Here is a 2,500-nt window from a genome sequence, read left to right as displayed (position 1 = left end):
TTGCACTCTTCGAACGATTTCCGACCGTTCTGAGGGAACCTTTGAGCGCCTCCGTTACTTTTTAGGAGGCGACCGCCCCAGTCAAACTGCCCACCTAACAATGTCCTGTCACCAGTTTCATGGCGTCCAGTTAGAACCTCAGTACTGTCAGGGTGGTATCCCAAGGATGACTCCACCAAGGCTAACGCCCTAGCTTCCCAGTCTCCCACCTATCCTGTACAGACAATACCGAAATTCAATGCTAAGCTACAGTAAAGCTCTACGGGGTCTTTCCGTCCAATCGCGGGTAGCGAGCATCTTCACTCGCACTACAACTTCGCCGGATTTGCAGTTGAGACAGTGCTCAAGTCATTACTCCATTCGTGCGGGTCAGAACTTACCTGACAAGGAATTTCGCTACCTTAGGACCGTTATAGTTACGGCCGCCGTTTACTGGGGCTTAAGTTCACACCTTCGCTTGCGCTAAGCATTCCCCTTAACCTTCCAGCACCGGGCAGGAGTCAGCCCCTATACATCAGCTTACGCTTTAGCAGAGACCTGTGTTTTTGTTAAACAGTTGCTTGAGCCTATTCTCTGCGGCCTGCTCTCGCAGGCACCCCTTCTCCCGAAGTTACGGGGTTAATTTGCCTAGTTCCTTAACTGCAATTCTTCCGATGGTCTTAGGATTCTCTCCTCACCTACCTGTGTCGGTTTGCGGTACGGGCACTACTTCTCTTTCTAGATGCTTTTCTTGGAAGCATGGAATCAGATACTTCAGCCTAAAAGGCCTTCCCCATTACGCCTCAGAATTGTTAAAGCGGATTTGCCTACCTTAACTCCCTAAACGCTTAGACTAGCATTTCCATTCGCTAGCACATCCTATCCTTCTCCGTCACACCATCGATAATAACGATTGTAGTGGTATTGGAATATCAACCAATTGTCCATCGCCTACGCCTTTCGGCCTCGGCTTAGGTCCCGACTAACCCTGGGCGGACGAGCCTTCCCCAGGAAACCTTAGGTTTTCGACCTGTAAGATTCTCACTTACATCTCGCTACTAATGCCAACATTCTCACTCGTAATCAGTCCACCGCTCCTTACGGTACGACTTCAGCCCGATTACGACGCTCCTCTACCGCTCGTATTAAATACAAGCCCGTAGCTTCGGTGGTAAGTTTGAGCCCCGGACATTTTCGGCGCAGGATCTCTTGACTAGTGAGCTATTACGCACTCTTTCAATGAATGGCTGCTTCTGAGCCAACATCCTAGTTGTCTTTGAAATCCCACATCCTTTTCCACTTAACTTACACTTTGGGACCTTAGCTGACGATCTGGGCTTTTTCCCTTTCGACCATGGATCTTATCATTCATAGTCTGACTGCCGGACTAATAGTATATGGCATTCGGAGTTTGATAAGGTTCAGTAAGCGATACGCCCCCTAGCCCATTCAGTGCTCTACCTCCATTACTCATATCCGACGCTAGCCCTAAAGCTATTTCGAGGAGAACCAGCTATCTCCGAGTTCGATTGGAATTTCTCCGCTATCCACAGCTCATCCCATGCTTTTTCAACAGCAACGTGGTTCGGTCCTCCACGGGGTTTTACCCCCGCTTCAACCTGGCCATGGATAGGTCACTCGGTTTCGGGTCTACGGCATGCAACTAGTCGCCCTATTAAGACTTGGTTTCCCTTCGGCTCCGTACCTTAAGTACTTAACCTTGCTACATACCGTAACTCGTTGGCTCGTTCTACAAAAAGCACATCATCACCCTCGTATGGGGCTTTGATCGGTTGTAGGCATATGGTTTCAGGTTCTATTTCACTCCCCTCCCGGGGTTCTTTTCACCTTTCCCTCACGGTACTTCTTCACTATCGGTCATCAGGTAGTATTTAGCCTTGGGAGGTGGTCCTCCCTGCTTCCCACAAGGTTTCACGTGTCTCGTGGTACTCTGGATCAGAACTATTAGCTTCCTCGTTTCACTTACGGGACTATTACCCTCTACGGTTTAACTTTCCAGTTATCTTCAGTTACGATTTCACCTTTTTCATGTTCTGTCCGCAACCCCAAGAATAAATCCTTGGTTTGGGCTCTTTCCTTTTCGCTCGCCGCTACTAAGAAAATCGATGTTTCTTTCTCTTCCTCCAGGTACTTAGATGTTTCAGTTCCCTGGGTCTACCTTCATATAGCTATTTATTCACTATATGATACATGGGGTTTCCCATGTGAGTTTCCTCATTCGGAAATCTTTGGATCACTGGCTATGTGCGCCTACCCAAAGCTTATCGCAGCTTATCGCGTCCTTCGTCGGCTCCTGATGCCAAGGCATTCACCATACGCCCTTTGTAGCTTGACCTTTACGGTTCATTTTTACAAAGAATATATATTTAAATATCTTTCTTGGCTTTGTTGTACTTTTCTTTAACTAACGTTAAAAATAAGTTATAATTCATGTGCAATTTTCAAAGAACAACAACGATTACCCAACATTATGTTGCGTAATCATCGCGAATTGAAGGAT

1 rRNA gene (only partly in view) is annotated in these 2,500 nt (G+C 47.2%); it reads right to left on the bottom strand.

The annotated features are described in order from the left end of the window. Nucleotides 1–2,335, bottom strand: a 23S ribosomal RNA gene (locus J1C67_RS06895) (it extends 571 nt beyond the left edge of the window). Nucleotides 2,336–2,500 lie beyond the last annotated feature (165 nt).

Source organism: Clostridium gasigenes (assembly GCF_017348895.1).
Classification (GTDB): Bacteria; Bacillota; Clostridia; order Clostridiales; family Clostridiaceae; genus Clostridium; species Clostridium gasigenes.
Note: the sequence above shows the minus strand (reverse complement) of the source record. Positions and strands in the feature narration are given on the sequence as shown.